Origin of the sequence: Lentzea sp. HUAS TT2 (assembly GCF_051853195.1) — a bacterium.
Taxonomy (GTDB): Bacteria; Actinomycetota; Actinomycetes; order Mycobacteriales; family Pseudonocardiaceae; genus Lentzea.
In genome coordinates this window covers 8,205,444-8,229,208 of record NZ_CP196667.1, presented here as the reverse complement: position 1 = coordinate 8,229,208, position 23,765 = coordinate 8,205,444, and the positions used below count along the sequence as shown (strand labels likewise).

The window sequence follows — 23,765 nt, the reverse complement described above, 5'->3', positions numbered from 1 at the left end:
GTTCTCCTGTCAGGTGAAGGGGTGTCAGACGACGAAGACGACCTTGCCGCGGACCTCGCCCGAGGCGGCCTGGACGTGGATCGCCGGCAGTTCGGTCAGCGGCAGCCGTTGCTCGACGTCGACCCGCAGGTCGCCGGAGTCGACCAGTGCCACGAGCTTCGCGAGCTGCTCGGCGTCGCTGCGGACGTAGAGGTTGACGCCGCGCACGTCGCGTTCCTCGTCGGCCGGCGCGGGCATCCAGATCGTCGTGTTGACGACGGTTCCGCCGTCGCGCACCAGTGAGGGCAGTGCGGCCAGCACCGCCGGGTCGACCGGCGCGAGGTTGAGCACGAGGTCGACCTGCTCGGTCACCGCCGACAGCACGTCGGTGGTGGTGTGGTCGACGACCTCGTCGGCGCCGGCGGTCTTCACGGCCTCGGCGCTGCGCGGGCTGGCCGTGGCGATCACGTGCGCACCGGCCTGCTTCGCCAGCTGGACGGCGTAGCCGCCGACCGGTCCACCCGCGCCGTTGACCAGCACGCGCTGCCCCGCCTTCAGCTGACCGTGGTCGAAGAGCGCCTGGTAGGCGGTGAGACCGACCAACGGGAACGCGGCGGCGTCGGCCAGCGGGATGCCCTTGGGCGCCGCGGTGAGGACTGCGGCCGGTGCGAGGACGTACTCGGCCGCCGCGCCGGGCTTGGTCATCGGGAGGAAGCCGACGACCTCGTCGCCGGCCGCGAGGCCCTCGACGCCCTCGCCCAGCGCGTCGACCGTGCCGGCCACGTCGAGGCCGGGGGTGTGCGGGAGGTCGACCGGGATCGGGCCCTGCATGACGCCCAGGCGGATGTTGCCCTCGACGGGGTTGAACGTCGTCGAGGTGACGCGGACCAGGACCTCACCGGCCGCGGGGACCGGCTGCTCGACGTCCTCGTACCGCAGGACCTCGGGGCCGCCGAACTCGTGGAAACGCACTGCCTTCATGACTGCTCTCCCTCGGTTTTGCTTCGAACTTGAAGCAACTGGGACCGACAGTAGACCTGCTTCGAATTCGAAGCAAAGTGACGTGCGGCACGTGGGGTCAGCGCGGAGGGCCGAGCACGACGTTGCCGGAGATCTCGGCGGCCTCGGCGAGCAGCGACTGCGGGATCTCGAACCCGTCGGGGCGCGGTTCGCGCAGGTCGCGACCGGCGTGGCGGAACATCTTCTCCAGCCCGCCCGGCGTCGAGATGAGCAGCAGGTCGGCCCTCTCGGAGGTGATCCGGTAGCTGTGCGGGATGCGGCGGGGCAGGAAGACGATCCCGCCTTCACGCAGTTCGTGCTCCTCGTCGCCGGCCCAGACCAGCGCGGAGCCGGAAAGCAGCAGGAAGACCTCGTCCTCGTTGTTGTGCATGTGCCACGGCGGCGCCTCGCCGAGGCCGGCGTCGAACCGCCCGACGGTCAGCTGACCTCCGGTCGCCTCGGCGTCGAGCAGGACGCTGAACACGCTCCCGCCGATCCATTCGAGCTGTTGCTGGTCCTCTCGCTGGGCGAGGTGGGGGATGCTCAAGTTCGTCCTCGGTCCGGTGGGACGGCGGCGCCGTCCTCTTGCCTGCAGACCCTGATGTGCGCCGCTGCCCGCCCGCCAGGTCCTGAGGTGCTCACCTGTGTCCAGTGCTGCTCACCTCGCGCACTCCGCCGGGACGCTCCTTCGAATTCGAAGCAGTAAGCTGCGACCATGCCCGACTCACCGCCGTCGCTCGACCCCGTCCAGCTCGGCGCCTACTTCGCCCTCGTCGAGGTCACGAGCCTGCTGCGGCACGCGGTGGAACAGCAGCTGAAGGAGGCCGGGGACCTGAGCTACGTGCAGTTCCAGCTGCTGGCGCGGCTCGGGGACTCACCGACGGGCAGCCACCGCATGACCGACCTGGCCGACGGCGTCGTCTACAGCCGCAGCGGCCTGACCTACCAGGTGGGGCTGCTGGAGAAGGCGGGTCTGGTCGAACGCTCGCCCTCCGCCGAGGACGAACGCAGCGTCACCGTCACCATCACCGACGCCGGGCGCACGCTGCTCGCGGCGGTGCTGCCCGGGCACGTCGAGATCGTCAGCGGACTGCTCTTCGAACCGCTGTCGCGCGAGGACGTCCAGACCCTCGCCGGACTGCTGGCGCCGGTGCGCGACCACATGCGGTCGACGCCGCCGCGTTCGGCAGCGCCCCGCCGCCGCAAGAGCTGACGTCACCTGGCCAGGAGGTGCTCGACGAGCCGCTCCTTGGCCAGGGTGAGGTGGCGCCGGTAGGTGCCGTACGGCACGCCCAGCCGGCGCGCGGCCGCCCTGTGGGTGCCCGACGCCGCGATGTAGGTGGTGGTGAGGGCGTCGTGGGCCTTGACGCCGGCGGGATCGACCCGCAGGGCGTCGAGGGCCGCCGTGATGGCGGCGCGCAGGTCCGCGACGGGATCGGCCGACCCCGGCGGCACCAGGTGTGACCGCAGCAGCACGCTGGTCGCGAACTCGCGCGGGGCACGCCAGGTGCGCAGCGCTTCGAGCACACCCTCCTCGAACGCCTTGCGCGACAGGGGATCCGCCGACGCCGGGCCCCACGAGGCGACGGGCGTCGAGGCACGGGCCCTGTCCTCGACCCACCGCTCCACGGGTTGCCGTCGCCAGTCCCTGCCGAAGACGTGCTGGCGGACGCCGTCGACCTCCACCGCCACCACCTCGTGCAGCCCGGCGGCGGCGAGGTGCTGCCGCCACCGTCCTGCGTCCTGGAAGACGGTGAAGGTCATCGCCCGTCCCGGGGTCCGCATCTCGGTCGCGACGGTGCGCCGGCCGATCAGGTCCATCAGCGGCGAGGGTCGTTGGTGCCCGCCGGACTGCACCGCGAACCGCCGGATGCCCCAGTGTTCGCCTTGGCGCAGGGGAGCGGCCGCCTCGACGTGCTCCCACAGCGCCGCGATCACCGGGTCGGCGGCCAGGTCGTCGGGCGCCGGCGTTGTGAACCGGAGAACGGCCATGTACCCCAGCAGCCTGCCCGCGGAGCGGTAGACGCGAAAGCCCTCCGGCTGGCGCTGGACCCAGTGCGCGGCAGCGGACTCCCCGCCCATGCCGAGGACCTCGGGCACGTCGGCGGGAACGAGAGGTGTGTCCTCGATGTGGGGATGGGCCCGCCAGTCGTACAGGTCGTGCGAGCCGGCGTGGTCGCGGAAGAGGAACATCCACTCCGCGACGCGCAGCAGTGCGTCGTCCTCGGAGGACCGGCGCACCGCGCCGAGGCAGGCGGCCGAGATGCGTGTGCGGATCTCCTGGCAGCGCTCGGGGTCCCGCCACCGCAGATCGGCCGCGAGCGCGGATCGCACCGCGTCGTGCGGGTGCAGCCCTTGGGGTGTGGTCTCGACGTAGGGCTGCCGGCGCAGCCAGGAGAACGCCGTCGCGGCGGCGTCGTCGCCGAGCACCGCGCGCAGCAGTTCCTCCCGCGTGACGTGTGCCTGCGCGAGCACGTCGAGCGCGCGCCGGTGAAGACCGCCAGGGACATCACCAACCAGCCGCTCCACCAAGGTGGTCAGGACGTCACCGGTGGGGTCCACGACCGCGGCCGGTGCCGAGGCGGCGAGGGACAGGACGAGCGGGTTGCCGCCCGCGAAGGCGACGATGGCGGCGCGGTCGTCCGGTGCGACGTTCCGCGCCGCGAGGAGGGATCCGGACTGGACGGCGTCGAGCGGTCGCACGGCCAGTTCGGTGAACAGCCGCGCCCAGCCGGGATCGGTCACCCACCCGGAGTCGGGGGCGATCCTGCTCGCGAGCACGACGATCGCCTCCGCCGCGAGCCTGGGCAGGAAGGTGTCGCGCAGCCACGGTTCGAGGTGCTGGGACTGCTCGAAGGTGTCGAGGAGCAGCACCGCGCCGGGTTCGACGCACGCCGCCGCGGCGGCCACCTCCAGCCGGCGCGGATCCGCGCCGAGGAACCGCGCGTCGACCTGGACGACCTCGCGACCGGTGAGCTCCGCCTGCGCCGCCGCGTAGCGCACCAGCGAGGACTTGCCGATGCCGCCGGGACCGTGGACGTACGCCACGACCGGGGCGTCGGCCGCCCCGGCCAGCATCCGGTCGAGCACCGACTGCTCGACGTCCCTGCCCACCAGCGTTCCCGCTCGCGCCGTGGTCAGCCGGTCCGCCAGGCCCGAGTTGATCGACATGACCCCAGGATCGCCGACCGCCGGCCGGTCAGCCAGGGTCTGCTTGTCCCACCATGATGACGTCGGGTCCGGAGGAGGCGCGGACGACCTCGTCCAGCCGTCCCGCGTCGGCCGAACCCGGTGCCGCGGTGAGCACCACCGCCTGGAGGTTGTCGCCGGGCACCTGCAGCAGAGTGCCGTCGAGCGCTATGTCACCCACGCCCGCATGTCGGAACACGGCCCGATTCCCGTAGTCACCAACGGTTCTCGGCGCACGCCACAGGGTGTCGAACGAGCGGCTCGTGGTCCGCAGCTCGTCCACGAGCTCGGCGAGCGGCTCGTCGCCGGGGTGGCGCAGGAACGTGCTGTGCAACCGGGCGGCGAGCATCGCCCGGAACGCGGCCGCGTGGTCGTCGTCGCGGCTGATCTCGCGGTGGGCGTGGGAGAACGTGCGCCACGCGACGTTCCAGTCCCTGGTCTTCTGGTTCGACGCTCCCGCTCCGAGCGTCATCCACGCACGGTTGACGGCGACCACGTTCCACGCCGCGTCCGTCAGGAAGGCCGGGGTGTCGGCGAACCGCTCGAGCAACCGGATCGACGAGGCCCCGGCCGCACGCGGCACCAGCCCGTACGCCGCGGCGTACCCGGCCAGCGCGCAAAGCCGCTCGTACTCGGCCGGCTTCAAGCGCAACGCACGGGCGATCGCGTTCACCACGGCGGCCGAGGGGTGACGGCGGCCCTGTTCCAGCCGCCGCACGTAGTCCGCCGACACCCCGGCCAGCTCGGCGAGCTCCTCCCGCCGCACACCACGGGCGCGCCTGCGGCCGGTCGGCATCCCGATCGCGGCGGGATCCGTGTTCTCGCGCAACCGGCGCACCTCCGCGCCGAGATCCTGCACCGTCATGACGCCAGTGTCCTTTGTGGCCGGCCGTCAGTCCCGCGGTGTCAGGTAGCCGCGGGAGAACGCGGCGGCGACGGCGGCCGCCCGGTCGTTGACGCCCAGCTTCGCGTACACGTGCAGCAGGTGGGTCTTGACGGTCGTCTCGCTGATGAAGAGCCGCTTGCCCGCCTCGCGGTTGGTCGAGCCCTGGGCGATCAGTTCGAGCACCTCCAGCTCGCGCTGCGACAGCGGTGCCGGGGCAGGTTTGCGCACCTGGCCCAGGAGTCTGGTCGCGACGGTGGGGGAGAGCACCGCCTGTCCTCGTGCGGCGGCCTCCACCGCGCGGACGAGCTCCTCCCTCGGTGCCTCCTTGAGCAGGTAGCCGGTGGCACCCGCCTCGATCGCCGGCAGCACGTGGCTGTCGGTGTCGTAGGTGGTGAGCACCAGCACCCGTGACGGCACCCCGCGCTTCGCCAGCTCCCGGATCGCGGCGACCCCGTCGGTCCCGGGCATCCGCAGGTCCATGAGGATGACGTCGGGGCGCAGGCGTTCGCCTGCCGCGACCGCCTCCGCGCCGTCAGCGGCTTCGCCGACCACCGCGAAGCGCGGATCGGCACCGAACATGCCCCGCAGCCCGTCCCGCACCACCGGGTGGTCGTCGACGATCAGCAGCGTGATCACACCTCACCCCCGGCGGGGATCGCGGGCAGCGTCACCGTGATCGCGGTGCCCCCGTCCGGTTCGGACTCGACGTCGAGCCGTCCCGCGAGACGGTGCACCCGCTGCTGCATGCCGGCGAGCCCGAAGCCACCGTCCGCGGAGCTGGAGCGCCGTGCGCCGGGCCGGAAACCGACCCCGTCGTCCAGGACGTCGAGCGTCACCAGGTCCTCCATGTACGACAGGGTCAGGGCGACCCGACCGGCTCGGGCGTGCTTCGCGACGTTGGCGAGAGCCTCCTGCGCGGTGCGCAGCAGCGTCACCTCCACGTCGGTGTGCATCGGCCGGGCGTCGCCGGTCGTGGTCAGCACCGCCTCGACCCGGTTCACCTCGGACCAGCGCCTCGCCACGTCGCCGATCGCGTCCGGCAGGCGGGCGGACGCCAGCGCGGACGGCCCCACGGCGTGCACCGTCCGGCGGGCCTCGACCAGGCTCTCCCTGGCCAGGGTCATCGCGTTCGTCACGTGCCGGCCGGACACCGCCGGTTCGTCCGCCTGTTCCGCGGCCTGCAGCTGGGTCAGGATGCCGGCCAGCCCCTGTGCGAGCGTGTCGTGGATCTCCCGAGCCATCCGCTGCCGTTCGTCGAGCACGCCGGCCTCGCGGGCCTGCACCAGCAACTGGACGTGCAGGGCCGCGTTCTCCGCCAGCGCTGTCTCGAGCTCGGTGTTGGCCCTGTGCAGCTCGACCAGCGCCCGCTTCTGCCGGTGGTTGCGGCGGTCGGACATCACGTCGGCGTAGAAGGCCGCCGTGGCGATCACCGCGGTGACCGCGCTGACGGCGGGCCACTTCCACCACTCCTCGGTCGTGATGCTGTCCGCCCCGCCCACGTAGGAGATCGCCGAGACAGCGGACGTGACGGCCACGCCGACGTACCGCCACCGGCCTTTCAGGTACTGGAAGGCGTGCACGTAACCGATGAACGCGAAGAAGCCGAACCAGGGCGTGAGCAGCACCAGGCAGGCGGTGATCGTCACGAGACCCGCGTAGTACAGGCCCATCAGCCGCTCGTGGTCGTGCCATTCGGGGTGGGCCGTGTGGAACCACGCCACCCACGCGGCGAGCACGGTCGAAAGTCCCAACACGGCCGGAAAGTGCACCGGCGCGTCCCAGAGCGGTTGCAGCAGGGTGAACACGACGCTGACCGCCAGCAGCGGGTACGGGAGCACCCTCAGCACCGCGGACTCCTTGCGCTCCCAGCGCTCGAACTCCTCGCGCAACTCGGCCTCGACGCTCACCCCGGCAATGCTCGCACGCCCACGCCGCACTAGACGACTGCCCGCACGGCAGGCACACGGCGCAGAGCACCCGAGATCACCCAGCTCGCGGCCGCGGCGATCACCAGCGCCAGCAGGAACTTCAGGACGGGGACGGCGTCGAGCGGTCGAAGCAGCTCCACGGTTCCGACGATGACCGGCGCGTGCAGGAGGTAGACGGCGAAGGCGTTGTCGGCGAGGTAGCCGCCCAACCACGACGCCCCGGCGACGAACCGCTGGAACACGCGGAGCAGGACCAGGACGACACCGACGGCGAACAGCGACTCCCACAACGCGAGAGCCAGGTAGGCGGGATCGTGGCCGGCCAGCTCGTCGGGCGCCACGAAGCCGCGGTAACCGCCCAGCGCCAGCGGTACGAACGACCCCGCCACCAGGAACACGCCGAACCAGCCCGATCGCCGCGGAAGCGCCTCGAACCAGCGGCGGCGGTAGGCCAGGACACCGGCGGCGAACAGCAGGACGTACTGCGGCAGGTACGCGGCGCTGGGCAGACCGAGCACCGGCTCGTAGGTCCCGAGAGGGACGAAGATCCGCCACCCGTAGGTGACCACACCGAGGACGAGCGTGAAGCCGAGAAGTTCCCTTCGCCGCAACGGTTTCGGCCGCACCGGCTCCGCATTCCCGCGCAGGTGCCGTGCCACGGCGCACACGAGCGAGAAGATCAGCAGAACCTCGAGGAACCACGCCGGCCCGACCTCCCAGGTGGTGAAGTAATGGACCACGAAGGACGGTCTGGTCGCGGACGGCAGGTCGAGATAGGCCGGCAGGACGAAGAACGGGCGCAGCAGCAGGATGAACGCGAGTAAGGGGATCCCGAGTCGTCTCACCCGCTCGACCGCGAACGCGCGCGGCCCCCTCCTGTCCACCGCGCCGGGGACGAAGTACCCGGACAGCAGGAAGAAGAACCCCATGAAGAACGTCTGGTTGACCAGGAGCAGCAGGTCCAACGGCAGCGCCGCGGACGCCGTGGCGGGCTCCTGCCGGTTGGGCCAGACGTCGAGGTTGCTGTAGGGCGCCGCGCAGTGGTGCGCGACCACCAGCAGCGTCAGGAAGACCCGAAGGTTGTCGATGTAGGAGATGCGTGTCGTACGGGTAGTGCGGACGACGTCGGGTGAGGCCATGCCGAAAGCCTGCGGCGCGGGAGAAGATGCCGGATCTACCGCGCGGGCGTGGATCACCGCGAACGCGGTGGACCCCTCCATCCTCCGATCGGAGGATGGACGAAGCGCGAGCGGGGCGGCGTCGATCGTCAGCCTGCGGCTTTCTGCACAGGCTGACGATCGGCCGCGAAGAGGACGCCGAGGACGTCGAGCACCGACGTGACCAGCGCCGACTCCCGGTGCTCCCGCCAGGCGAGGGCGAGCTCGACGGACCCGGCGCCGGCCACGTCGCGGAACACGACGCCGGTCAGCGGCATCGCCCGCGCGGAGGCGGGCACGAGCGCGATGCCCAGGCCCGCCGCGACCAGCGCGAGCAGCGCGGCGGTGCCGGGCGCGTCGTGCTCGTGGTGCGGCAGGAACCCCGCCTGCCGGCAGCGGCGCACGACCGCCTCGTTCACCGCGGAGTCCGGGTTGCTGTAGAGCACGAACGACTCGGTGGCCAGATCGGGCATCGCGAGCAGCGGTTCGTCCGCCAGCCGGTGGTGGGCGGGGACGGCCAGCACCAGCGGTTCGACCTCGATCGTGCGGACCGAGATCTCCTCGCCGGTGGCGGGCGGGCGCAGCAGGCCCAGGTCGATGCTGTCGTCACGCAGACCGTCGCACTGCGCCGGGGTGAGCAGGTCCGTGTGGATCTCCAAGGCCACGTCGGGCAGTTCCCGTCGCAGGACGCGGACGATCCGCGGCAGGTGGGTGAAGGCGGAGGTGCCGGTGAACGCCATGCGCACCAGCCCCAGCCGCCCCTGGGCGATCCGCCGCACCCCGCGGACGCTGTCGTCGACGGAGCCGAGCACGCGCTTGGCCTCGTCGTGCAGGAACTCGCCCGCGGGCGTCAGGCGGACCTGGCGGGTGGTCCTGGTGAACAGGGCCGCGCCCAGTTCGGCCTCCAGCTGGCGGATGGCCTGGGAGAGCGCGGGTTGTGCCACGTGCAGCAGCACCGCGGCCCTGCCGAAGTGGCACGTCTGGGCGACAGTGGCGAAGTAACGCAGGTGGCGCAGCTCCATGGCGGAACCTCCGGGTGCGAGCCGGTCGATTCGCGGCCGGTGCCGCGATCGAGACAGGGCGAGTGCTGGACGAGGCGTCCGGCTGTCCACTTCGGACCGCGCGCCCGATCAGCTCCGGACGTGCTCCGCCGTGTAGCTCGCGAGCAGCGCGCGCAGTGCCTTGATCGCGCGCTCGGTCCGAGCGTCGTCGCCGAACGCGGTCTGGTGGAAGACCAGGCCGTCGAGCGTCATGAAGATGAGCTCGGCGAACGCGTAGTCGTCGATGCCGTTGCGCACCAGCTCGCGGTGCACCGCGGCGCGGTAGACGTCGTTGACCCGCTCCATCGCCGGGAGCAGTTCTGGCCGCCGGCGCGCCTCGAGGGTGATCTCGTACTGGAACGCCTGGGCGTCCGGGTCCGCGGCGACCAGCGAGACGATGCCCGTGGCGAACTCCGTGAACCCCGGCACGTCCGACGCCAGCTCGGCGCCGTCGACGCTGCGCTCCACGCAGAACGCGAGCGCTTCCTCGACCAGGGTGTTCCAGTCGCCGAAGTGGTAGCGCACCGAACCGTGGCTGACCCCGGCCTCGGCCGCGACCGAGCGGTACGTGAGGCCGCGCAGCCCCTGGGTGGCGACGATCCGGATCGCCGCTTCGAGCAGCGCCTGCCGTCCGGTCCCGTAAGCCACGCCCGCCATCGCGTCCCTTCTCCCCGCTCACCGGGAAGTCTAGCGGCGGGAACCGGGCGGGCCTCAGTACAACTCGATCACCAGCCTGTCGGTGAGCGCCCTGGACACGCACAGCGCCATCTGGTCGCCGGCGGCCTTGTCGCTCGCCGACAGGCAGTTGTCCCGGTGGTCGGGAGTGCCCTCGAGCACCCCGGAGACGCACGAGCCGCACACACCCTCCTCGCACGATCGGAACACCTCGATCCCGTTGGAAGTCAGCACCGACAGGATCGACCGGTCCGCCGGGACCTCGAACACCTCACCGGTGTCGAGCTCGACGGTGAACGGCCGGTCCGCGCTGGTGTCGGCCGCGGCGGCGGTGAAGTGCTCCACGTGCACGTGCGTGTCGCCGACGACCGGGACGAGCACCTCGGTGACCTGGTCCATGAACGGCTGGGGACCGCACGTGTAGGCGTGCGAGGCCGTGGTGAGGCCGGTGCCGATCTTCTCCAGAACGGTGTGCTGGTCCTCGGGGCCGAGGCCGAAGTGCAGGTGCACGCGGTCGCGGAACCCCTCGTGGGACTCGAGCAGCCCGACGAACGCGGCGTCGGCACGGCCGCGGGCGAAGTAGTGCAGGGTGAAGTCGGACCCGTCCCGCAGCAGCCGGTAGGCCATGCTCAGCAACGGTGTGACGCCGATTCCGCCCGCGAGCAGCACGTGCCGGTCGGCACCGGCCGCGATGCCCAGCAGGTTCCGCGGCTCCCCGATCCGGAGCACGTCCCCGGCCACGACGGTGTGCAGGGCGGCCGACCCACCGCGCGAGGCCGCCTCGAGCTTGACCGCGATGAGCACGGACGCGGTGTCGTCCGGCGGGCCGCACAGCGAGTACTGCCGGACCACTCCGGTCGGGCCGGTGACGTCGACGTGGGCACCGGCGTCGTAGGGCTCGAAGGGGCAGCCGTCCGCGCGGACCAGCCGCAGCGTCCTGATGAACGGCGTCTCCTCGGTCACGTCCGCGACGCGGACCAGGGTGTCTGGCATCGGTGCGTCCCTTCTCAGCGCAGGTAGAGCCCGCCGTTGGCGTCCCAGCAGGCGCCCGTGACGGAGGCGGCGTCCGCGGAGACGAGCAGCGCCACCACGCGGGCGATGAACGCGGGGTCGCCGAGCCGTCCGACGGGGATGTTCTCCGTGTAGCCGGCGAGGTTCTCCTCGCCGATGATCGACCGCACCACCGGGCTGTCCTGGGGGCCGGGCGAGACGGCGTTGACCGTCACGCCGTGGCCCGCGAGCTCGCGGGCGAAGACCTTCGTCGCGGTCAGCACGGCTCCCTTGGACGAGGCGTAGTGCCCGCCGGTGGCCGTGCCGCCGTTCTGCCCGGCCAGCGACGCCATGTTCACGATCCGCCCGTAGTTCTGGCGGGCGAAGTGCGTGCCGAAGACCTGGCAGGCGGTGAACGTGCCGGTGAAGTTGACCGCCATCACGGACGCGAGCTCGTCGGGCGTGATCTCCAGCAGGGGAGTCGCCTGCGTGCGTGCCGCGTTGTTGACGAGCACGTGCACGCCGCCGAGGTCGCGCACGACGTCGTCCTTGAGGCGGTGCAACGCTTCCTGGTCGCCGACGTCGACGCCGTAACCGCGGCTGTCGCCCAGTTCGCCGGCGAGCTTCGTCGCGGCCGCGGCGTCCAGATCGGCGATGGCGACGCGGAAACCGTCGGAGTGCAGACGACGCACGATGAACTCGCCGAGGCCGTGCGCGCCTCCGGTGACGACCGCGGTGTGCGGGCCGGTCACAGCAGGAACCCCGCCGCCGGAACGGCTTCCTCGCTGTCGACGAGCCGCACGACCTTCTGGACGATCAGGTCGGAGCCGGGACCGTCAGGGGAGAGCCGGATCCGGTGCAGCAGGTCCGCCGCCCAGATGTCGTGGTGCCCGCGTTTGTACGCGACGAGGACCTGGGCGGACCGCAGCACGACCTCGTCGTCGGTGACGGACCTGGGCACGAACCCCGTCACGGTGCGGATCGTGCGGGCGGCGTCCACCGCGGCGATCGCGTAGCCCTCGATCATGCGCGTCACCCGCATCCGTCGCATGCGCGCGTCGTCGTAGACCATGTTCAGCGACCCGGCGAAGTCCTCTGTGGACGGATCGACGGGGATGACGTAGATCCCGTCGTCGGCGTAGAGGCTGTTCCAGTCGACGTACTCCTTGCGGTCGAGCAGCTCGGCCTCGCGCCAGACGAGTTCCACGGCCCGGACCACGCGCGGGTCGGTCGTCGGGACGGGCGCGGGTGCCACGGTCAGCTCAGTCATCGCTCATCAGCTCCTTCCACTTGCCGTAGGCGGCGCGCATGCCGGTCTCGTCGGTGACGTGCGAGGTCGGCCAGCCCTCCTGACTCGGCTTCTCCCTGGCGAGCCCGCGGTTGACCATGATCGGCATCCCCGGATCGGCCTGGGCGCCGCGCTGCACGCGGTCCCAGCCCTCGGCGTCGTCGGGCGTCCCGAACCCGAACGGGCCCTGGAAGTGCTCGTGGACGCGCAGCCGTTCCCGGTTGACGGCCTCGACCTCCGGCGGGCCGTCCGGTCCGATCGCGACGTGCTCGATCCACGTCTCGTCGACCGAGATCGGGCGCAGCACCCGGAAGAACGCGGCCGACATCGACACGTTGGGGAACAGGTTGAGGTTGAAACCGGTGCCGTGCATGGCCCGGATCAGCCTGCGCACCTGCGCGTCGTCGAGGGTCTTCGACAGCTCCTCGACGAGGTGGCCGAACCGCCCCTGCAACGGCTCGGTGCCGTCGTCGGCGTCGAGGTCGGAGTGCTCGGGCACCATCTGCATGACGCTGTGCCCGTTGCCGAGGTCGTGCGTGACCGCCGTCGGGTCGGTCATGAACGACATCATGTCGGCGGTCTCGGCGTCGACCGAGGCCATCCAGGACCGGTGCACGATGGGGAAGTGGTAGCCGTCCGTGGTGTTCTCGAGCTGGATCTTCCAGTTGCCGCGGAACTTGAACCGGTGCCGGCCCAGCACCTTCACCGGGTAACCGCCGCCCTGCGCCATGAACCGGTCGATCCACAGCCGGACGTCGCCGAGGAACTCCGGCAGCGGCACGGCGTCGGCGTCGAACGTCGCGAAGACCATGCCCCCGTAGGACTCGGTGCGCAGCTTGCGCAACGACAGCTCCGACTTGTCGATCACGCCCTCGTAGCCGTCCGGGTACGGGATGCCGCGCAGCTTGCCGTCGAGGCCGTAGGACCAGGCGTGGTACGGGCAGGTGAACCCGTTGGCCTCGCCCTGCGGCTTCTCGCAGACGCTCGCGCCGCGGTGGCGGCAGCGGTTGAGCATGGTGTGCAGTGCGCCCTTGCGGTCACGGGTGACGATGACCGGCTGCCTGCCGACGTGCGTGGACTTGAACGTGCCCGGCTTGGGCAGCTCGCTCTCGTGCGCCACCCACACCCAGGTGCGTTCGAAGATCCGGGCCATCTCCTGCTCGAAGATCTCCGGGTCGGTGTAGAGGCGGCCGGCGACCCGGTCGCCGGCGACGAGGCCGGCCGGGTCGTGGGAGGTCTCGGTCATCGGGGTCTCCTGCCTGCTCAGTCGGGGAGGTCGACGTCGTCGCGGACGGTCAGCGCCCTGCCGATGCGCGCCTCTACCTTGGCGAAGCGCCAGAGCCGGGCGTCGCCGCCACCGACCGGGGTGGTGCGGAAGAGGTTGCAGGCCGCCTTGACGGTGTCCTGGCTGTCGGCGTCGGCGAGGACGTAGCAGGTCCACGGCCATCCGTCGGACGGGCCGACCATGTGGGAATCGTCATCGAAGTCACCGATGAACGTGATGCCCGGCAACGCCTTGAGCGAGTCCATCATGGACACGGTCGCCTTCCACATGTCACCGGCCGTGAGGCCGTCCGCGGGCAGGTCGAAGAAGTTCTGGTTGATGCCGATGCAGAACAGCACCCGAAGTGGCTGTGCGGTCACGGGAACGCTCCTGGTGGTCGGGCCGGCTCAGCGGAATCCGGGCGTGGTCGGCGGAAGTCCCATGAGGACCGCCCCGGCGGCGTCGTAGATCGCGGGGCCGAGGAAGGCGTGCTGCTTGGGCACCAGCGCGTCGCCCTGCAGCACTCGCAACGGGTGGGTGGTGTGGATCGGCGCCGTGCCGGAGAGCTCGACCACCCGGTCGACCACGTCCGAGGCGGTCTTCGCGAGGTGCGCCGAGGCGAGCCGCAACCGGGCGCTGTCCGCGTCGGTGGCCTCGTCACCGGCCAGGACGGTCTCCCACACCTCGTGGCTGAGCTCGTAGAACCAGGCCCGTGCCGACCGCAGCGCGGCTTCGGCCTGCGCGACGCCGGTCCGGTAGTAGGCGCGGTCGGCCAGCTTCGGGGCGCCGGTGACACCCGCGTAGCCGGCACCGGTGCGCACGGCGTGGTCGAGCGCGGCACGGGCGACGCCCGCACCGACGACGGCGAGGACCTGTGACGCGTAGGCGATCGTCGGGTACCGGTAGAGCGGTTCGTCCACGGTCGGCGTGCCGCCCCGGATGAACGTCCACTCCCGCGGCACCTCGACGTCGCGGACGACCAGGTCGAACGACCCGGTGCCGCGCATGCCGACGACGTCCCACTCCCGCACGATCTCGGCCTGGCCGGGGCGCAGCAGCGCGGTGCGGGGCTTGCCGCCGCTGCCGGCGTCGCCGGGCAGGCCGACGCCGAGCAGGTCCGCTCCCATGCAGCCGCTCGCGAACTTCCAGCGACCGTCTACCAGGAAACCGCGTTCGGTCGGTGTGGCGGGCTGGACCGGGAACAGGGCGCCGGCGAACGCGACGTCCGGGCCGTCCTGGTAGAGCTCCGCCTGCGTCTCCAGGGGGAGCGCGGCGAGGTAGACGAGCGCGGAACCGAAGCTCGCCACCCACCCGGTGGACCCGTCGACGGCCGAGATCCGCTCGACGCGGTCGAGGAACTCCGCCGGCGGCAGCGGCTCGCCGCCGAACTTGGCCGGTGTGGCCGCGCGGTAGATGCCGACCTGCTTGAGCCGGTCGACGAAGTCCTTCGGGACGAACCGTTGCCGGGCGAACTCGGTCCTGCGTTCGGCGAGCTCGGCGAGGACGTCGTCGAACGTGACGGCGGCGCTGGCGGTGTTCACCATCTCTGCTCCTCCTGCCTGGATGTCTCCGAAGCTAGGAAGCGCGGCGGGACGGCGAAATCGGTATTGCCCCTGCGGCCGTAGGGGATTCCTTCAGTGCGACGCCGCTGAGCTGGCCTTACGCTGGCCGAGTGGAAGTCGACCCGCGTTCGCCCGAACTGGCCGAGAACGACTTCGTGGCGATGATGAACGCCGTCCGGATGTGCGTGCTGCTGCACGACGCGGAGACGAAGAGGATCCTGTGGGCGAACCCCGCCGCCTGCGAGATGCTGGAGTGGGACGTCGCCGAGCTCCGTCCGCTGACGGCGAGCGACATGAGCAGCTCGGCCCAGCAGTACGACCGCGTTCTGGGCCGCGCCTGGCTGCAGGTGGCGGCCGAGCGCGGCATGAACCGCGTGGAGTGGCACTACCGCAGCAGGTCCGGGCGGATCATCCCGACCGACGCGCTCGCGGTGCGCGTGGAGCTGGCACAGGGACCCGCGGTCATGGTGCAGTTCCGCGACATCGAACGGGAGCAGGAGATCGAGCGGCAGCTGAGGCTGACGACGTCGTGGGTCGACGCGTTGGCACACCACACGTCCGCCATCGCGCTGATGCTCGACCCCTCGGGGGAGGTCCGGTTCGCGACCGACACCGCCGTCGCCGTGCTCGGTGCGGGCACCGACGAGCCGCTGGGGCGCTTGAGCGATCACGGTGTGGTGCGAGTGGACGGACGAGTGTCCACATGGGACGAGATCGTGCACCGCGCCGAACCGGTCACGCCGGTCCAGCTGGAGGTCCCCGGCAGTGAGCCGGTGTGGCTGGAAGGCAGTCTGGAACGGCTGAAGGTGGTCGACGGCGAGGCGCTGCTGATGCTGCTGCACGACGTCTCCGACCGCGTGCAGGACGAGGTCCGCCGGGACCGCGAGTCGCGCCGGGAGAACCACCTCGCGCGGTACAACGCCATGGGGGACATGGCGATGGCGATCGCGCACGAACTGGGCCAGCCGCTCGCGGCCGCAGGGAACTTCCTGGCCGGCGTGCGGTCGGGCGTGCGGGACGACGAGAGGCTCGTCTACGGCGTCGACAGCGCGGTGCGGCAGATCGAGCGCGCGAGCGCGATAGTCGGGTCGCTGCGGGCGTTCGTCGGCCACCTCGAGCACCTGAGCCAGGTCGCCGACCTCAACGACGTCGTGGAGGAATGCCTCTACTTCGTCCGCCTGCGCGCGGAACCCGCCGGTGTCGAGGTGGAGTTCCGGCGGTCGCCGGGCGCGGTGCCGGTGCGGTGTGAACGGGTGCTGACCGGGCAGGTGGTGCTGAACCTGTGCTTCAACGCCGTGGACGAGATGGCCGAGTGCCCGCCGGACCGGAAGGTCGTGATCAGCACGGGCGTCGAGGGTGGCGAGGGCGTGCTGACGGTCGACGACCGGGGCCGCGGGTTCCCGCGCGACCCGTTCGAGGAGTCCTTCACCGCCAAGGAGCACGGAAGCGGCATCGGCCTGGCGCTGAGCCACCGGATCATCACCCGTCAGCACGGGCGCATCTGGGCCGAGCGCCGTACCGGCGGCGGGTCGCGCTTCGGGTTCGCGCTGCCGCTGGCCGGAGACCTCTGAACGTTAGGAATCCCTTAGCCCGGCAAGGGGAACTCTCGATGTCGGCGCGGCGGCGCGGCTCGTACCGTCGGAGCGGTCGGGGTCACCGACAGCGCCGCACCACCGAGGAGGAGTCGTGTCCGAGCTGACCCGGTCCCAGCGCGAGTTCCGCGCCGCGATGGCCAACCTCTCGGCGGCGGTCAACGTCGTCACCACCGACGGCCCGCACGGCCTCGCGGGCATCACCGTGAGCGCGGCCTGCTCGGTCACCGACTCACCGCCGACCGTGCTGGTCTGCGTGAACCGGACGACCCGGTCCCACGAGGTGCTCGTCGCGAACGGGCGCATCTGCGTCAACGTCCTCGGCTCCGACCATGAGGACCTGGCGATGCACTTCGCCGGCGCGACCCGCGTGCCGACAGCGGAGCGGTTCACCGCGCGGGACTGGGACCTCGAGACCGAGGGCGTCCCCGTGCTGCGCGGCGCTCCGGCCTCGCTCGTCGGCCGGATCGTCGCCGAACAGGGACAGGGGTCGCACTCCGTGCTGTTCGTCGAGGTCGAGAAGGTGCTGACGAGTGCGGACAGCGGGGCGCTGGTCTACTTCCAGCGCCGCTTCCACAACCTGGCCGCCCAGCCGGTCAGCGCCTGACCGACCCGTCGCCGAGGAGGGGACCGTGACCGGACCTGCCGCGAACGAGCGCCAGCGCATGACGCTGACCTGCTACAACGACACGTACGGGTACGGCTGGCGGCACGTGGACCTGTTCGTCCACGACGCCGAGGGCCGCGAGCTCAACTGGGTGCACTGGCAGGTGGGCGAGGACGGCCCGGACGCCGCCGACGCCGTGACCGCCCGCGTGGAGCCGTCGTTGCGGCGCACCTCGCAGTGGCGGCACGCGGTGAGCGAGAGCGGCATGGACTACTGGACCGCCGACGCCGCCTGGGCGCAGTCGTGAGCCGCCGGCAGGGGCTGTACCGGCCCTGGTCGCTGCGAGAGCTCGTCGCCGAGCTGTCCACCGGGCGGACCACGCCGGACGCCGCCGCGGCACGGGCGCAGCGGCGGATCGCGGAGACAGACGGCGAACTGCGCGCGTGGGTGGTGCAGGCCGAGGTGCCGGACCTCGCCGTTTCCGGACCGCCCGGCGGGCCGGCGTCCGGCCTGCTCGGACCTCTCGGCGGTGTCCCCCTGGCGGTCAAGGACATCATCGACCTGGCGGGCCTGCCGACCCGCTGCGGTTCTCCGCTGCGCGCCGACGCCCCGCCCGCCACGGCCGACGCCGCGATCGTGCAGGCCTGGCGTACGGCCGGTGCCGTGCCGATCGGCAAGACCGTCACCACCGAGTTCGCGTACTTCCAGCCAGGACCGACGCACAACCCGGCCGCGCCCGGCCACACCCCCGGCGGCTCGTCCAGCGGCTCGGCCGCCGCGGTCGCGGCGGGCCAGGTGCCGCTCGCGCTCGGCTCCCAGACAGCCGGCTCGGTCACCCGGCCCGCGTCGTTCTGCGGGGTCGCCGCGCTGGTGATGAGCCACGGCCGCTTCCCGGTCACCGGGGTCGCGGGGCTCAGCCCTGCTCTGGACAGCCACGGCGTGTTCACGGCGACGGCGTCCGACCTGGCACTCGCGTGGTCGGCGCTGACGGGGGAGCCGGACGCGGGGCCACGCCGCCCGCGGTTGCTGCTGTGGAGCGGCGAGGAACAGACCGAGATGGCGCCCGCGATGAGGGAAGGCCTGCGGACCGTCGTGGACCGGATGCGGGCCGCCGGTGCGGTGGTGGACGTGTTCCCCGGCGAGCCGCTCGTGGCGCAGGTCGCCGCGGCGCACCCGGTCGTGATGGCCTACGAGGCCGCGCGGGAACGTGCCGCGGAACTGGCCAGGGCGGACCGGCTGAGCGCACCGCTCGCCACGTTGCTGCGGACCGGAGCCGCGACGCCCGACTCGGACTACGAGGCGGCCAGGTTGGTCGTCGCGGCCGCCGAGAGCGACGTCCGGGCGTGGACGGAGGGCTACGACGCCGTCATCGGACCGGCCACCCCGGGACCCGCGCCGGAGGGCCTGGGGGCCACCGGTGACCCCGTGCTCAGCCGCGGCTGGCAGGCGCTCGGCCTGCCGGTCGTCGCCGTGCCGGGCCTGCGCGACGAGCAGGGCCTCCCGCTGGGACTGCAGCTCGTCGGGCGTGCCGGCGGCGAGACCGCCCTGCTCGCCGCGGCGCGCTGGGTGGAGGACGTGGTGTGCGGCATCACCGCGTGACCCGGGGTCACACGGTGATGCCGCAGGTCAGGATGTCGCGCACCAGCGTTCCGAGGCTGTCGGCGCCGGTCTTCGACTTGATCCGCGCACGGTGCACGTCGACCGTCTTGACGCTCGTGCCGAGCCGGTGCGCGATGACCTGGCTCGGCAGGCCGTCGACGACGAGCTGGAGCACCTCGCGTTCGCGCTGCGTCAGCGTCTCCAGCCGCTCGTTCACCGCCCTCCGCCGCGCGTGCTCGGCGAACCGCAGCCGCGCCTGCACGAGCTGCGCCTGCACCAGCTCGACCATCCGCTGCGGCTGGTAGGGCTTCTCGAGGAAGTCGACCGCGCCCCTGGTGAGGGCGCGCACCGACATCGGGATGTCGCCGTGGGCGGAGCAGAACACGAGCGGTGCGGGGTAACCGAGCTCGATCAGCCGGTCCTGCAGCTCGAACCCGCTCACGACCGGCATGCGCACGTCCACGATCACGACGGCCGGCTCGTCGCGGTCGAACTCGGCGAGGAACGTCCGCGCGTCGGGGTAGGTCAGCGCCTGCACCCCGACGCTCTCCAGCAGGAACACCAGCGACTGCCGCAGGTCCACGTCGTCGTCGACGACGTGGACCACGGGGTCGGGCAGCACGGGTGTCACGGCTTCATGAGCACCGAGGTGAACGGGTGGTCGCTCGCCCAGTCCGGTGCCAGCGGGGCGACGAAGACGTTCTCGGTGCGGGTGCGGGTGATCCGCCAGCCGTCGTCGGTGCGGCGGAAGGAGTTGTTGAGACGGCTGGACCGCAGCAGCGACTTGCCGTCGGAGAACAACCAGGGCTGCATGTGGATCCACTGGCCGGTGGCCTCGTCGCCGTCCACGTGGATCTGCTCCGAGGTGAGGTAGTGCGCGTTGAGCAGCAGCTCCGGTTCCTGCTTCTCACCCCAGAACCTCTTGAAGTGCGCCCGGATCGCGTCCGCGCCCTCTGCCCGTCCGAACTGGCCGTCGTAGTACTCGCCGACGCCCTCCCACACCGCGTCGGCGGTGTAGAGCTCCATGATCAGGTCGATGCGGTGGTCGTCGTCGAGGACGCCGAACTCCGGGCAGGGCGTGTCGCACAGGAACATGTACCGCGCCTGAAGCCTGCGGATGTCCGCCTCGGCCTCGAGGACGGTGACGCGGCGGGCCAGGTCGGCGACGGTCTTCTCCAGGGTCATCAGGGCTTCCTCAAAGGACGATGGTGACGGTCTTGACCTCGGTGTTCGCGAGAACGCCCTCGTAGCCCAGCTCGCGGCCGACGCCGCTCGCCTTCAGGCCTCCCCAGGGCAGCTGCGGGCCCAGCGGCGACCAGCCGTTGACGCCGATGGCGCCGGCCTGCAGGGCCGCGGAGACCGAGTGCGCCCGGCCGAGGTCGGTGGTCCACACGGTGGCCGCGAGGCCGTAGTCGTTGTCGTTGGCCAGAGCGACGGCCTCGGCGTCGTTGTCGAACGGGATGACCGTGCCGACCGGGCCGAAGATCTCCTCACGGGCGATGGTGTGCTCGTTGGTGCCCGCGAAGACGGCCGGGTTGACGAAGAAGCCGGGGCCGCCGACGGGGGAGCCGCCGGTCACGAGCGTCGCGCCCTCGGCCTTCCCCTTCTCGACGTAGCCCAGCACCTTGTCCCGCTGGGAGCCGTTGACCAGCGGGCCCATCGTGGTGGCCTGGTCGAACGGGTCACCGACGACCTGGGCCTCCGCGGCCGCCTTCAGCCCGTCCAGCACCGCGTCGTACACGTCGCGGTGCACGAGGATCCGCGTGCCGGCGGCGCACACCTGGCCCTGGTTGGAGAAGAGCCCCATCGCGGCACCCTGGATCGCTGACGGCAGGTCGGCGTCCTCGAAGATCACCTGGGGTGACTTGCCGCCGAGCTCGAGCGTGGTGCGCTTGAAGTTCACCGCGCTGTTGCGCAGGATGCGCCGGCCGGTCTCGGTGGAGCCGGTGAAGCTGACCTTGTGCACGCCGGGGTGCACGGCGAGGGCCTCCCCGGTGACGGCGCCGATGCCGGGCAGCACCTGGACGGTCCCTGAGGGGAATCCCGCCTCCTGCACCAGCTTCGCGAGGTGCAGGATCGACAGCGTCGCGTCCTCGGCGGGCTTGACGATCACGGCGTTGCCGGTCGCGAGAGCCGGGGCGAGCTTCCAGCCGAGGATCATCAGCGGCGCGTTCCAGGGCACGATCGCGGCGATGACACCGATCGGCTCGCGCCGCGTGTAGGCGTGCGTGGGGGCGCCGAAGTAGCCGTCGCTGGAGATGACCTCGCCGTTGACCTTGTCCGCCCAGCCCGCGTAGTAGCGCAGCGAACCGATCAGGTTGGGCACGAACAGCGCGCTCGCGAAGCCGAACGGGACGCCCAGTTCCAGCGCCTCCAGCCGGGCCAGTGTGTCCGCGTCCCGTTCGACCAGGTCGGCGAGCCGGTGCAGCAGCGCGCCCTTGCCCGACGGCGGAACGGCGGCCCAGTCGCCGCGCAGGGCCCTCGTGGCCGCGGCGACGGCGGTGTTCACATCCTGCGCGTCTGCCGAGGCGATCTCGGTGATCGCCTCTCCCGTGCTGGGGTTGACGGCGGTGAACGTGCCCGCTCCGCCACCGGTCCAGCTCCCGTCCAGGAACAGTTCGGTCGTCGTGGTCGTCATGCGGTGCTCCCGGTGAGTTCGAGGTCCACTGCGGAGGGTGCGACCCACCAGACGCCCGCCGCCACCGCGCATTCGAGCGCGACCAGAACGACGAGGAGGGCGGGATCGTGGACGTGGGTGGCGGGCTGGGCCGCGGCGCCGTGCTGGTGCGCCGCCGCGGACGGGGCCAGGAGGTGGAGGTGGGCGGCGACCATGCCGATCGCGCCGAACGCCACCGCGGCCAGGGATCGCCGGCTGTCGTGCTTCCAGAGGTGGAACGCGCACGGCAGGCACAGCGCGCCCATGAGGCCGAGAATCAGGTCCGATGTGGACAGAGCGCTGACGAGGTGTGCGGCCGCACCGATCGCCGCCAGGACCGCGGTGCCGCGCTGGACGACCTCACGCGTGGCCATGGCCGTTCGTCCCGTTCTCGTTGGCACAGCACGAGTCCGCGGCGGCGCGGTTGAGGTCGGGCACGTCGAGCGTCGGGTTGCGGTCGAAGAACCCGTGCGGCTTCAGCGTGAAGCCCGTGTAGTCGACCGGCATGATCGGCCAGTCCTCGGGCCGAACGAAGTGCGTGAGGCCGAAGGTGTGCCACACCACGAGGTCCTCGCCGTCGATACCGCGGTCGGCGGCGGCGTAGGCGGGCAGGCCGTCGCCACCGGGGTTCTGGTTCACCAGGTAGCCGGACGGCCACAGCTCGTCGCGGTCGTAGCGGGTGACCCACAGGTGGTGGCGGGCGAACGCGGCGCGTGCGGCGATCGACGATCCCGGATCGGCCAGCAACGCGGGCCGGCCCTCCGGGTACAGCACATACGAGGTCGGCTCGCCCAGCCGGTTCGACCGCTCCGCGCTGGAGATCGCCCACACCCGGCTCAGGTGCGACGCCGCCTGCCTGCGGGCCTCCTGCTCGGTGCGCAGCCTCGTCCGCGAGCGCCGGATCGCGTTGCCCCACGGGTTGTCCGGGCCCGTCTGGACCGGCACGACCTCCAGCTCGTCGACCTGGTTGCGCACCCCGTCCACGGCGAAGTCGAGCCGCGCCGAGAACAGGTGCTGGTGCACCGGGGCGCCGACGCCGGGTGCCAGTTCCGTGAAGTGCGGGTCCTGCCCGTCGTACCCGGAGGGGAACGGGATGCCGGTGGCCTTGACCTCCAGCTCGATCGTGCCGTCGAGGTAGAGGTACCAGTAGAAGCCGTAGTCGTAGTTGCCGACCGTGCCGAAGAAAGACACGACGACGCGGCGCTGGCGGCGGGTCTCCGAGGAGCCGGAGAAGATGTCGTTGTGCTTCCAGAGGATGCCGAAGTCCTCCTCGTGGATGCAGATCGCGTTGCGGATGGTCTTCGGCGCGCAGTGGTCGTCGACGACGACGGCGTCGAGGTAGGTGATCTCGCCGAGGCAGTCGCAGCCGAGTTCCAGGGAGTTCGCGAGCCGCCCGAACTGGTACTCGCCCAGGTCGAAGTAGTTCTGCCAGCCGTGGGTCGGGCCGGGGTCGCCGTAGTTGACGACCATCTCCGCGACCGAGGCTCGGTAGAGGATCGGCCGCTCGGTTCCGGCGTCGTCGTAGGAGAGCTGGTGCAGCGTCAGGCCTTCACGGCCGTTGAAGCCGATCCGCACCGACCAGTTCTGCCAGCGCAGCACCCCGTCCTCGACGGTGAAGGACACGCCTTCCGGCTGGGTGATGGAGATGGGCCTGAGATCGGTGCGCTCGGGGCCGCGGTAGGCCGGGTCGAGGTAGTCGCCCGACTCCTGCGGCGTGTGCTCGACGTGCGTCTCGACGACGCGGAGCACCCGGCGGTTGCTGACGTCGACGTGCGCGATGACGCCGCCGACCGGGTGTGCCCAGGCCGAGTCCGCGGGGTGGTCCTGGTAGAAGCTCAGCACGCGGTAGACCCGGTTGCCGACCTCGTCGTCGTAGCCGAACACGCCCGCGGACAGCGGTACCGGCCGGACCTTGCCGATGTCGGTGATGCCGCGCTTGGCGATCGCCGCGAGCCATCCCCGGTCGGCCTTGACGATCCGTTCGACCAGTTCGTAGTCCTCGTCCAGGCACGGGCCGAAGCCCGCGACCGCGGGGTCGAGCTCGGTCCTCGACACGACCTGACCGGCCGTCACGTCCACGACGAGCGCGGAGATCGCCAGACTGTCCACATCGGTCAGCAGCAACGACACCTCGCGCGGCAGCTCCCGCGTTCCGTCCCAGACGAGCACGTCGGCCTTGTCCGGTTCGCGGAGCATCACGTACGAGAACCTGCTGTGCTCGCCGACCAGTCCGGCCGAGTCGAGGACCGCGCGGGCGCGCTCGACCTCGTCGGGGGTCAGGGCGGCCAGCGGGTGCCGGGCCGCGCCGGCGGCCGGTGCGGGGGTGGTGGGCAGCGTCTGCAGAGACATCTTCT

25 protein-coding genes are annotated in these 23,765 nt (G+C 71.6%); 5 read left to right on the top strand and 20 right to left on the bottom strand.

Going from position 1 to position 23,765, the window contains the following annotated elements; translation table 11 throughout:
• Positions 1–24: 24 nt before the first annotated feature.
• Both ACSHWB_RS39240 and ACSHWB_RS39235 read right to left on the bottom strand, forming a co-directional pair.
• A complete protein-coding gene (locus ACSHWB_RS39240) occupies positions 25–960 on the bottom strand; it encodes an NADP-dependent oxidoreductase (protein ID WP_439658373.1) in 936 nt (311 codons plus the stop codon).
• Between the two features lie 97 nt (positions 961–1,057).
• Positions 1,058–1,525 carry a cupin domain-containing protein gene (locus ACSHWB_RS39235; protein ID WP_439658372.1) on the bottom strand — a complete coding sequence of 156 codons (468 nt, stop codon included), beginning with the start codon at positions 1,523–1,525 and terminating at the stop codon, positions 1,058–1,060.
• Between the two features lie 168 nt (positions 1,526–1,693).
• On the opposite strand from ACSHWB_RS39235, the gene ACSHWB_RS39230 reads away from it, so the two are divergent.
• On the top strand, positions 1,694–2,191 hold the full coding sequence (locus ACSHWB_RS39230; RefSeq protein WP_439658371.1) for a MarR family winged helix-turn-helix transcriptional regulator: 498 nt from the start codon (positions 1,694–1,696) through the stop codon (positions 2,189–2,191).
• 2 nt (positions 2,192–2,193) lie between these two features.
• Here ACSHWB_RS39230 and ACSHWB_RS39225 read toward each other — a convergent pair whose 3' ends face one another.
• The 13 genes from ACSHWB_RS39225 to ACSHWB_RS39165 form a co-directional block, all read right to left on the bottom strand.
• On the bottom strand, positions 2,194–4,149 hold the full coding sequence (locus ACSHWB_RS39225; RefSeq protein ID WP_439658370.1) for an ATP-binding protein: 1,956 nt from the start codon (positions 4,147–4,149) through the stop codon (positions 2,194–2,196).
• A 28-nt stretch (positions 4,150–4,177) separates the two neighbouring features.
• Entirely contained in the window at positions 4,178–5,032 is an 855-nt protein-coding gene (locus ACSHWB_RS39220; protein WP_439658369.1) for a helix-turn-helix domain-containing protein, read from the bottom strand.
• Positions 5,033–5,059: 27 nt separating this feature from the next.
• Positions 5,060–5,689, bottom strand: coding sequence for a response regulator (locus ACSHWB_RS39215; RefSeq protein WP_439658368.1), 630 nt, complete (start codon positions 5,687–5,689; stop codon positions 5,060–5,062).
• Complete coding sequence (locus tag ACSHWB_RS39210; protein ID WP_439658367.1) at positions 5,686–6,960, bottom strand: sensor histidine kinase; 1,275 nt, start codon at positions 6,958–6,960, stop codon at positions 5,686–5,688. Before ACSHWB_RS39210 ends, ACSHWB_RS39215 begins: the two co-directional genes overlap by 4 nt.
• A gap of 29 nt (positions 6,961–6,989) precedes the next feature.
• Positions 6,990–8,201 carry an acyltransferase family protein gene (locus tag ACSHWB_RS39205; RefSeq protein ID WP_439658366.1) on the bottom strand — a complete coding sequence of 404 codons (1,212 nt, stop codon included), beginning with the start codon at positions 8,199–8,201 and terminating at the stop codon, positions 6,990–6,992.
• A 47-nt stretch (positions 8,202–8,248) separates the two neighbouring features.
• Positions 8,249–9,160: a LysR family transcriptional regulator gene (locus ACSHWB_RS39200; protein WP_439658365.1), complete on the bottom strand. Its 912-nt coding sequence runs from the start codon at positions 9,158–9,160 to the stop codon at positions 8,249–8,251.
• A gap of 108 nt (positions 9,161–9,268) precedes the next feature.
• Complete coding sequence (locus ACSHWB_RS39195; protein WP_439658364.1) at positions 9,269–9,835, bottom strand: TetR/AcrR family transcriptional regulator; 567 nt, start codon at positions 9,833–9,835, stop codon at positions 9,269–9,271.
• A 54-nt stretch (positions 9,836–9,889) separates the two neighbouring features.
• The gene (locus ACSHWB_RS39190) at positions 9,890–10,846 is read right to left on the bottom strand and encodes a PDR/VanB family oxidoreductase (RefSeq protein WP_439658363.1); all 957 of its coding nucleotides are present in this window, start codon (positions 10,844–10,846) and stop codon (positions 9,890–9,892) included.
• A gap of 14 nt (positions 10,847–10,860) precedes the next feature.
• Positions 10,861–11,595, bottom strand: a complete 735-nt coding sequence (locus tag ACSHWB_RS39185) for an SDR family NAD(P)-dependent oxidoreductase (protein ID WP_439658362.1) — start codon at positions 11,593–11,595, stop codon at positions 10,861–10,863.
• Positions 11,592–12,113, bottom strand: a complete 522-nt coding sequence (locus ACSHWB_RS39180) for an aromatic-ring-hydroxylating dioxygenase subunit beta (RefSeq protein ID WP_439658361.1) — start codon at positions 12,111–12,113, stop codon at positions 11,592–11,594. Before ACSHWB_RS39180 ends, ACSHWB_RS39185 begins: the two co-directional genes overlap by 4 nt.
• Positions 12,106–13,377: an aromatic ring-hydroxylating oxygenase subunit alpha gene (locus tag ACSHWB_RS39175; RefSeq protein WP_439658360.1), complete on the bottom strand. Its 1,272-nt coding sequence runs from the start codon at positions 13,375–13,377 to the stop codon at positions 12,106–12,108. The genes ACSHWB_RS39180 and ACSHWB_RS39175 overlap by 8 nt, the downstream gene beginning before the upstream one ends.
• A gap of 17 nt (positions 13,378–13,394) precedes the next feature.
• On the bottom strand, positions 13,395–13,775 hold the full coding sequence (locus tag ACSHWB_RS39170; protein ID WP_439658359.1) for a hypothetical protein: 381 nt from the start codon (positions 13,773–13,775) through the stop codon (positions 13,395–13,397).
• Between the two features lie 27 nt (positions 13,776–13,802).
• Positions 13,803–14,939 (bottom strand): flavin-dependent monooxygenase, encoded by a 1,137-nt coding sequence (locus ACSHWB_RS39165; protein ID WP_439658358.1) that lies wholly within the window; start codon positions 14,937–14,939, stop codon positions 13,803–13,805.
• A gap of 128 nt (positions 14,940–15,067) precedes the next feature.
• Between ACSHWB_RS39165 and ACSHWB_RS39160 the strand changes: the two genes are divergently transcribed.
• The 4 genes from ACSHWB_RS39160 (at position 15,068) to ACSHWB_RS39145 (ending at position 18,755) form a co-directional block, all read left to right on the top strand.
• Complete coding sequence (locus ACSHWB_RS39160; protein ID WP_439658357.1) at positions 15,068–16,528, top strand: PAS domain-containing sensor histidine kinase; 1,461 nt, start codon at positions 15,068–15,070, stop codon at positions 16,526–16,528.
• 115 nt (positions 16,529–16,643) lie between these two features.
• Positions 16,644–17,156, top strand: coding sequence for a flavin reductase (locus ACSHWB_RS39155; protein ID WP_439658356.1), 513 nt, complete (start codon positions 16,644–16,646; stop codon positions 17,154–17,156).
• Positions 17,157–17,181: 25 nt separating this feature from the next.
• Positions 17,182–17,463, top strand: coding sequence for a hypothetical protein (locus tag ACSHWB_RS39150; RefSeq protein ID WP_439658355.1), 282 nt, complete (start codon positions 17,182–17,184; stop codon positions 17,461–17,463).
• Positions 17,460–18,755: an amidase gene (locus ACSHWB_RS39145; protein ID WP_439658354.1), complete on the top strand. Its 1,296-nt coding sequence runs from the start codon at positions 17,460–17,462 to the stop codon at positions 18,753–18,755. Before ACSHWB_RS39150 ends, ACSHWB_RS39145 begins: the two co-directional genes overlap by 4 nt.
• Before the next feature lie 7 nt (positions 18,756–18,762).
• Here ACSHWB_RS39145 and ACSHWB_RS39140 read toward each other — a convergent pair whose 3' ends face one another.
• Genes ACSHWB_RS39140 through ACSHWB_RS39120 form a run of 5 tightly spaced genes read right to left on the bottom strand, consistent with a single transcriptional unit; the run spans position 18,763 to position 23,760 of the window.
• Positions 18,763–19,386 (bottom strand): response regulator transcription factor, encoded by a 624-nt coding sequence (locus ACSHWB_RS39140; RefSeq protein ID WP_439658353.1) that lies wholly within the window; start codon positions 19,384–19,386, stop codon positions 18,763–18,765.
• A complete protein-coding gene (locus tag ACSHWB_RS39135) occupies positions 19,383–19,940 on the bottom strand; it encodes a nuclear transport factor 2 family protein (RefSeq protein ID WP_439658352.1) in 558 nt (185 codons plus the stop codon). The genes ACSHWB_RS39140 and ACSHWB_RS39135 overlap by 4 nt, the downstream gene beginning before the upstream one ends.
• A 10-nt stretch (positions 19,941–19,950) precedes the next feature.
• Positions 19,951–21,393, bottom strand: coding sequence for an aldehyde dehydrogenase family protein (locus tag ACSHWB_RS39130; RefSeq protein WP_439658351.1), 1,443 nt, complete (start codon positions 21,391–21,393; stop codon positions 19,951–19,953).
• Positions 21,390–21,785 (bottom strand): hypothetical protein, encoded by a 396-nt coding sequence (locus tag ACSHWB_RS39125; protein ID WP_439658350.1) that lies wholly within the window; start codon positions 21,783–21,785, stop codon positions 21,390–21,392. The genes ACSHWB_RS39130 and ACSHWB_RS39125 overlap by 4 nt, the downstream gene beginning before the upstream one ends.
• Positions 21,772–23,760, bottom strand: a complete 1,989-nt coding sequence (locus tag ACSHWB_RS39120; protein ID WP_439658349.1) for a primary-amine oxidase — start codon at positions 23,758–23,760, stop codon at positions 21,772–21,774. The genes ACSHWB_RS39125 and ACSHWB_RS39120 overlap by 14 nt, the downstream gene beginning before the upstream one ends.
• Positions 23,761–23,765 lie beyond the last annotated feature (5 nt).

What these genes read in the sequence shown, in the direction of transcription:
- ACSHWB_RS39240 (WP_439658373.1), bottom strand. Translation starts at nt 960, where the DNA reads ATGAAGGCAGTGCGTTTCCACGAGTTCGGCGGCCCCGAGGTCCTGCGG.
- ACSHWB_RS39230 (WP_439658371.1), top strand. Translation starts at nt 1,694, where the DNA reads ATGCCCGACTCACCGCCGTCGCTCGACCCCGTCCAGCTCGGCGCCTAC.
- ACSHWB_RS39225 (WP_439658370.1), bottom strand. Translation starts at nt 4,149, where the DNA reads ATGTCGATCAACTCGGGCCTGGCGGACCGGCTGACCACGGCGCGAGCG.
- ACSHWB_RS39220 (WP_439658369.1), bottom strand. Translation starts at nt 5,032, where the DNA reads ATGACGGTGCAGGATCTCGGCGCGGAGGTGCGCCGGTTGCGCGAGAAC.
- ACSHWB_RS39205 (WP_439658366.1), bottom strand. Translation starts at nt 8,201, where the DNA reads ATGGAGGGGTCCACCGCGTTCGCGGTGATCCACGCCCGCGCGGTAGAT.
- ACSHWB_RS39200 (WP_439658365.1), bottom strand. Translation starts at nt 9,160, where the DNA reads ATGGAGCTGCGCCACCTGCGTTACTTCGCCACTGTCGCCCAGACGTGC.
- ACSHWB_RS39195 (WP_439658364.1), bottom strand. Translation starts at nt 9,835, where the DNA reads ATGGCGGGCGTGGCTTACGGGACCGGACGGCAGGCGCTGCTCGAAGCG.
- ACSHWB_RS39190 (WP_439658363.1), bottom strand. Translation starts at nt 10,846, where the DNA reads ATGCCAGACACCCTGGTCCGCGTCGCGGACGTGACCGAGGAGACGCCG.
- ACSHWB_RS39180 (WP_439658361.1), bottom strand. Translation starts at nt 12,113, where the DNA reads ATGACTGAGCTGACCGTGGCACCCGCGCCCGTCCCGACGACCGACCCG.
- ACSHWB_RS39175 (WP_439658360.1), bottom strand. Translation starts at nt 13,377, where the DNA reads ATGACCGAGACCTCCCACGACCCGGCCGGCCTCGTCGCCGGCGACCGG.
- ACSHWB_RS39165 (WP_439658358.1), bottom strand. Translation starts at nt 14,939, where the DNA reads ATGGTGAACACCGCCAGCGCCGCCGTCACGTTCGACGACGTCCTCGCC.
- ACSHWB_RS39135 (WP_439658352.1), bottom strand. Translation starts at nt 19,940, where the DNA reads ATGACCCTGGAGAAGACCGTCGCCGACCTGGCCCGCCGCGTCACCGTC.
- ACSHWB_RS39130 (WP_439658351.1), bottom strand. Translation starts at nt 21,393, where the DNA reads ATGACGACCACGACGACCGAACTGTTCCTGGACGGGAGCTGGACCGGT.
- ACSHWB_RS39125 (WP_439658350.1), bottom strand. Translation starts at nt 21,785, where the DNA reads ATGGCCACGCGTGAGGTCGTCCAGCGCGGCACCGCGGTCCTGGCGGCG.
- ACSHWB_RS39120 (WP_439658349.1), bottom strand. Translation starts at nt 23,760, where the DNA reads ATGTCTCTGCAGACGCTGCCCACCACCCCCGCACCGGCCGCCGGCGCG.